Genomic DNA, 5,277 nt, shown 5'->3' on the forward strand with positions numbered 1-5,277 from the left:
TCCGTGCCGTTCGCTACATCATGCAGCGCTCTCCTACATTCATTTCTCCAGCCGACTGCGTTGGCGTCGCGTTTTCACGCGGTCCCCAATCAGGTTCGGTCCGTGGAGATCTCCTTGGTCACAACCACTCCGGCTTCCACCACCTCCGAGCGCGAGCTGCGCATGCGTGCGGCGGTGATGGCCCCCCGAGACCCCTTGCCCCGCAAGCAACGCAAGCTGAAAGGCGGCACCACATCGTTCATGGTGGCGATGCACGTGCTGGCCACCGTGGCTCTATTGCCGCGGTTCTGGAGCTGGCAGGGTGCTGTTGCCTTCGGCGTTCTGTATTGGGCCACGGTGCTGGGCGTGACCCTCGGACTCCACCGCCTGGTGGCCCACCGCAGCTTCGAGGTTCCCCGCTGGCTGGAACGGGTGCTGGTGGTGATGGGCACCCTGGCCGCCCAGAGCGGCCCCATCGACTGGGTGGCCCTGCATCGCCACCACCACAAGTTTTCGGATCAACCCAACGATCACCACGATGCGGGCCGTGGGTTGTGGTGGAGCCACAGCGAGTGGATGCTCCACGAGATCCCGGCGCTGGAGCACAAGGAACGCTTCGGCGGCGACCTGCTGAGTGATCGCTTCTATGTGTGGCTGGATCGCTGGTTCCTGCTGCTCCAGATTCCTCTGGGCTTAGGTCTGTATTGGTATGGCAACGCCGCCCAAGTGCACGGCGGCGGCCTTGGCTTGGTGCTCTGGGCCATCCCCCTGCGCTTGGTGGTCGTGTATCACGTCACCTGGCTGGTGAATTCCGCCACCCACGCCTTCGGCTATCGCAACTTCGATTGCCCCGATCTCTCTCGCAATTGCTGGTGGGTGGCCGTGCTCTCCTTCGGCGAGGGCTGGCACAACAACCACCATGCTTTCCCCGCCAGCGCCCGCCATGGCCTGCGCTGGTTCGAATTCGACATCACCTGGATGCACATCCGCCTGTTGCAGCGGCTCGGCCTTACCCGCCGCGTGCGCCAGGCCCGCTATCCGGCCTGATCACCCCATCAAGCTCATCGGAGCTATTCAGCCCTGGGATGCAGTCGACGACTCGGCCGCTCCCAGGGCTTTTGCACGGCTGCGCAACTGAGCGAGAAAGCCCTCAGCACCATTGCGGCCCGAACCACCGAGGGCCTGATAGGCCGCGAACAGATCCAGCAGCTCGCCATCCAACTCCTCGGCGCTGTAATCACGCATGCCAGCCATCACGGCCGCAAAACGATCACGGCGCTGACTCTTGCTCACCGGATAGGCCTCCATCACCGCGTCACGGCAGAAGCGCCAACTGCGGCCATCGCAAAGCTGATCGGCCAAGGCGGCACTCAAGGCAGCCGCTTCCTCGGCGTCGATGCGCCAGTCGAACCCGGGCGGCAAGGCGGCCAAGCCAACAAAGATCTCGAACAACGCTCCAGCCCCCAGGGGTTGACCGGCCGCATTGACCAACGGGGCATGGCCATCGGCCAGCACCTGCAGCAACTCGGGATGCACCTCCTGCAAGCGCTCGCGAATTGGATCCAGACCGGCCAACAACACGGCATTGGCCTGTCCAAGGGCGAGAAACACCTCAGGCCCTGGGGCCGCGAGCTTGCCGTTGCGCAGGTTGGAGATCTGGGAGTTGTGAACACGGCCGAGATCAAGCGCTTCCGCCAAAGCCGGCAGCACCTTGTGGGACCAGCCATTGCGCTCGTGCCAGACATGCACCAGATGCGCCATGGCCCGGCGCCCCTCCGCCAGGCGATCCCGGTAACCCTTGGTCACACAATCAGAGCCAGAACCAGAAGCCGTCACTTGATACGAATCCTTATCGCGTATACTTTTGGGAAAGCGATCAGATTAGAGATGACAACCAGCGTGATCACAGCGCCGTCTCCACCGAGCAGGCCTGCAGCTTCGCACGAGGCTTTGAAGCTTGCCGCCCTCCTGCACCAGCCGCGCAAAGGGCACATGGCCGTGCAGCCCGATCAGGCCAAGCGCTGGGGAACGATCGGATTCATGATCACGATCCACATTCTTTCGATCGTGGCCCTGCTGCCGCAGTTCTGGAGCTGGCAAGCCGTCAGCGCCCTGACGATCCTCTACTGGGTCACCGCTTGCCTGGGGGTGACCATTGGCTACCACCGCCTGCTATCACACCGTTCCTTCAGGGTTCCCACCTGGCTGGAGCGCTTCTTCGCCACCTGCGGCGCCCTCAGCTGCCAGCACGGCCCCATCGACTGGGTGGGCCTGCATCGCCACCACCACAAGTTTTCCGATACGGATGCTGATCACCACAACAGCCATCGCGGCTTCTGGTGGAGCCACATGGGCTGGATGTTCCAACCGATCCCAGCCATGCAGGCCGTGCCTCGCCTGAGCGGCGACCTAGTCAGTGATCCCTACTACCGCTGGCTCAACACCAATTTCCTGCTGCTCCAGCTCCCCCTTGGCCTGCTCCTGTTCTGGATCGGCAGCGCTACTGGTGTGGGCGGCTGGGCGATGGTGCTCTGGGGCATTCCCCTGCGCCTGGTGCTCGTCTATCACGTCACCTGGCTGGTGAACTCCGCCACCCACTGCTGGGGCACGGTGGCCTACGACAGCGGTGATGCCTCCCGCAACAACAAATGGGTGGCTGCTCTCACCTTCGGCGAGGGCTGGCACAACAACCACCACGCCTTCCCCCATTCAGCGCGCCATGGCCTCCAGCCCGGCCAGATCGATCTCACCTGGCAACACATTCGCCTGATGCGGGCCCTGGGGCTGGCCAGCCAGATCCGGTTGCCGGTCGCATCGTAAAGTTGCCGACTGCTAATTAGACGTCGTAAGGATCGTTCCCATGGCCAAGCGCGTACAAGTCGTTCTGAATGAGGACGTCCTCAGCCTCGGCCGGGACGGTGACATGGTGGAAGTGGCCCCCGGCTATGCCCGCAACTTCCTGCTTCCCTTTGGCAAAGCCGTGCCCGTCACCCCTGCCGTGCTGAAGCAGGTGGAGCACCGCCGCGCCAAGGAAGCTGAGCGTCAAGCCGCCCTCAAGGAAGACGCTGTCGCTTTCCGCACCGCCCTCGACACCATTGGTCGCTTCACCGTCAAGAAGCAAACCGGTGACGACGACGTGCTGTTCGGCACCGTGACCAACGGCGACGTGGCCGAGGCCATCGAAGCCGCCACCAAGAAGGAAGTGGATCGCCGCGACATCACCGTGCCCGACATCCACCGCACCGGCAACTACAAAGTCAGCGTCAAGCTGCACAGCGAAGTCACCGCTGAGATCAACCTGGAAGTGGTCAGCTACTGATCCAACCCTCCTTCGGGCCTTTCTTTGAGGCCGTCACAACCCACTCTGACGCTTGCTCCTAGGTGCGTCAGAGTGGGTTTTCGCTTCTTGATCGGCCGACCCCATGGTGACCGCCCCCTTCGCTGAATCCGGTGGCGAGTCCGCTGAAGCTGGCCGGAAGGGCTTCGGCAAGGGTCGCCAACGCGATGAGCCCAACTTTGAGGCCCTCCCCGATTCCGTTCCGCCCCAGAACCTGGAAGCGGAGGAAGCAGTGCTGGGCGGGATCCTGCTCGATCCCGACGCCATCGGCCGGGTGGCTGACGTGCTGCAGCCCGAGGCCTTCTACCTCAATGCGCACCGGGAGATCTTCCGCACCGCGGTGATGCTCCACAGCCAGGGAAAACCCACCGACCTCACGGCGATGACCGCCTGGCTGGCGGACACCGGCTCCCTGGACAAAGTGGGTGGCAGCAACCGCCTAGTGGAACTGGTGGAACGGGTGGCGTCCACCGCCTCGATCGAGCAGGTGGCCCGCCTGGTGATGGACAAGTTCCTGCGGCGCCAGTTGATCCGCTCGGGCAATGAGGTGATCCAGCTGGGCTTCGACCAGAGCCTGCCGATGGAACAGGTGCTGGACAAGGCCGAGCAAACGATCTTCGCCATCAGCCAGGAGAAACCCACCAAAGGGCTCACCCCTACAGCGGAGATCCTCACCAGCACCTTCAACGAGATCGAAAGCCGCTCCCTGGGCACATCGGTCGCGGGCATCCCGGTGAACTTCTACGACCTGGATGCGATGACCCAGGGCCTGCAACGCAGCGACCTGATCATCGTGGCCGGACGTCCGGCCATGGGGAAAACCTCGATCGTGCTCAACCTGGCCAAGAACGTGGCCCAACTCCACGACCTGCCGGTGTGCGTGTTCTCGCTGGAGATGAGCAAAGAGCAGCTCACCTACAGGCTGCTGTCGATGGAAGTGGGCATTGAAGCCGGCCGTCTGCGCACCGGACGCCTGCAACAAGAGGAATGGCCCCTGCTCGGCCAGGGCATCAACACCCTGGGGCAACTGCCGATCTACATCGACGACAAACCCAACTCCGGCGTGCTGGAGATGCGTTCCCTCTGCCGGCGCCTGATGGCGGAACAGGGCAAAGAACTAGGCCTGGTGGTGATCGACTACCTACAGCTGATGGAAGGATCGAGCCCTGACAACCGTGTGCAGGAAATTTCGCGAATCACCCGTGCCCTCAAACAGATGGCCCGCGAACTGAACGTGCCGGTGATCGCCCTCTCCCAGCTCAGCCGTGGCGTGGAGTCACGCACCAACAAGCGCCCGATGCTCAGTGATCTGCGCGAATCAGGCTCGATTGAGCAAGACGCCGACCTGGTGCTGATGATCTACCGCGACGAGTACTACAACCCGGAAACACCCGATCGGGGCATCACCGAAGTGATCGTGACCAAGCACCGCAACGGCCCGGTCGGCACTGTGAAACTGCTGTTCGAGCCGCAGTTCACCCGCTTCCGCAACCTGGCGGCCTAAATCAGACGCCCGCCCATGTAGATCGGTCGCATTCTGCTCTTCGGTGTTGGCTCGTCCTACGTCGCGCGCTGGGTTCTCAGTCCACAGCGGCATCGCAACTACGTGGCTGGTTGGCTGAAGGCCTTACGCAAAACCACCGGCTGGCTGCCGCGGGGGCGCCACAAGATCCGCCGTTTTGGGCGCAAAACCTTCGTCTCATCGCTGAGTCGGTCCAATCGGCGCTGATGCTGCTCCAATACAAAAGGACTGCGCGCGTGCGTAGGAGTTGCTGCGCTGCGTAATCAAACCCAATCGCGTACGTTCGGATTCACGCAATTAGCACTATTGGGGCCAAGGCTTCAGCAGCACCTGCATAAATTTCGACTTAAAGTCACCTGAGAGCCGCGTGCGTGCACTAAAGCCAACGACTTTGCCACGCTCGCACCTTTAGTCCCATAGCCCTGGCTTAATCAGGCGC

5 protein-coding genes are annotated in these 5,277 nt (G+C 62.7%); 4 read left to right on the forward strand and 1 reads right to left on the reverse strand.

Features of this window, described 5'->3' with window-relative positions; translation table 11 throughout:
• The first annotated feature begins 162 nt into the window (after window positions 1-162).
• Window positions 163-1,026 (forward strand): acyl-CoA desaturase, encoded by an 864-nt coding sequence (locus tag RS9916_RS10025; protein WP_369791605.1) that lies wholly within the window; start codon window positions 163-165, stop codon window positions 1,024-1,026.
• Window positions 1,027-1,053: 27 nt separating this feature from the next.
• Here the strand turns inward: RS9916_RS10025 and RS9916_RS10030 are convergent, their stop codons facing one another.
• Window positions 1,054-1,785, reverse strand: coding sequence for a hypothetical protein (locus RS9916_RS10030; RefSeq protein WP_007099275.1), 732 nt, complete (start codon window positions 1,783-1,785; stop codon window positions 1,054-1,056).
• 81 nt (window positions 1,786-1,866) lie between these two features.
• On the opposite strand from RS9916_RS10030, the gene RS9916_RS10035 reads away from it, so the two are divergent.
• From RS9916_RS10035 to dnaB, 3 genes are all read left to right on the forward strand, one after another.
• Window positions 1,867-2,799: a fatty acid desaturase gene (locus RS9916_RS10035; protein WP_007099276.1), complete on the forward strand. Its 933-nt coding sequence runs from the start codon at window positions 1,867-1,869 to the stop codon at window positions 2,797-2,799.
• Window positions 2,800-2,839: 40 nt separating this feature from the next.
• On the forward strand, window positions 2,840-3,298 hold the full coding sequence (gene rplI, locus RS9916_RS10040; protein WP_007099278.1) for a 50S ribosomal protein L9: 459 nt from the start codon (window positions 2,840-2,842) through the stop codon (window positions 3,296-3,298).
• 103 nt (window positions 3,299-3,401) lie between these two features.
• Complete coding sequence (dnaB, locus tag RS9916_RS10045) at window positions 3,402-4,820, forward strand: replicative DNA helicase (protein WP_007099279.1); 1,419 nt, start codon at window positions 3,402-3,404, stop codon at window positions 4,818-4,820.
• Window positions 4,821-5,277: the final 457 nt, after the last annotated feature.

The organism is Synechococcus sp. RS9916, assembly GCF_000153825.1.
Classification (GTDB): domain Bacteria; phylum Cyanobacteriota; class Cyanobacteriia; order PCC-6307; family Cyanobiaceae; genus Synechococcus_C.

Bases quoted from the DNA above. Each gene is read 5' to 3' on its own strand.
- RS9916_RS10035 (WP_007099276.1), top strand. From the start codon at position 1,867: ATGACAACCAGCGTGATCACAGCGCCGTCTCCACCGAGCAGGCCTGCA.
- RS9916_RS10025 (WP_369791605.1), top strand. From the start codon at position 163: ATGCGTGCGGCGGTGATGGCCCCCCGAGACCCCTTGCCCCGCAAGCAA.
- rplI (WP_007099278.1), top strand. From the start codon at position 2,840: ATGGCCAAGCGCGTACAAGTCGTTCTGAATGAGGACGTCCTCAGCCTC.
- dnaB (WP_007099279.1), top strand. From the start codon at position 3,402: ATGGTGACCGCCCCCTTCGCTGAATCCGGTGGCGAGTCCGCTGAAGCT.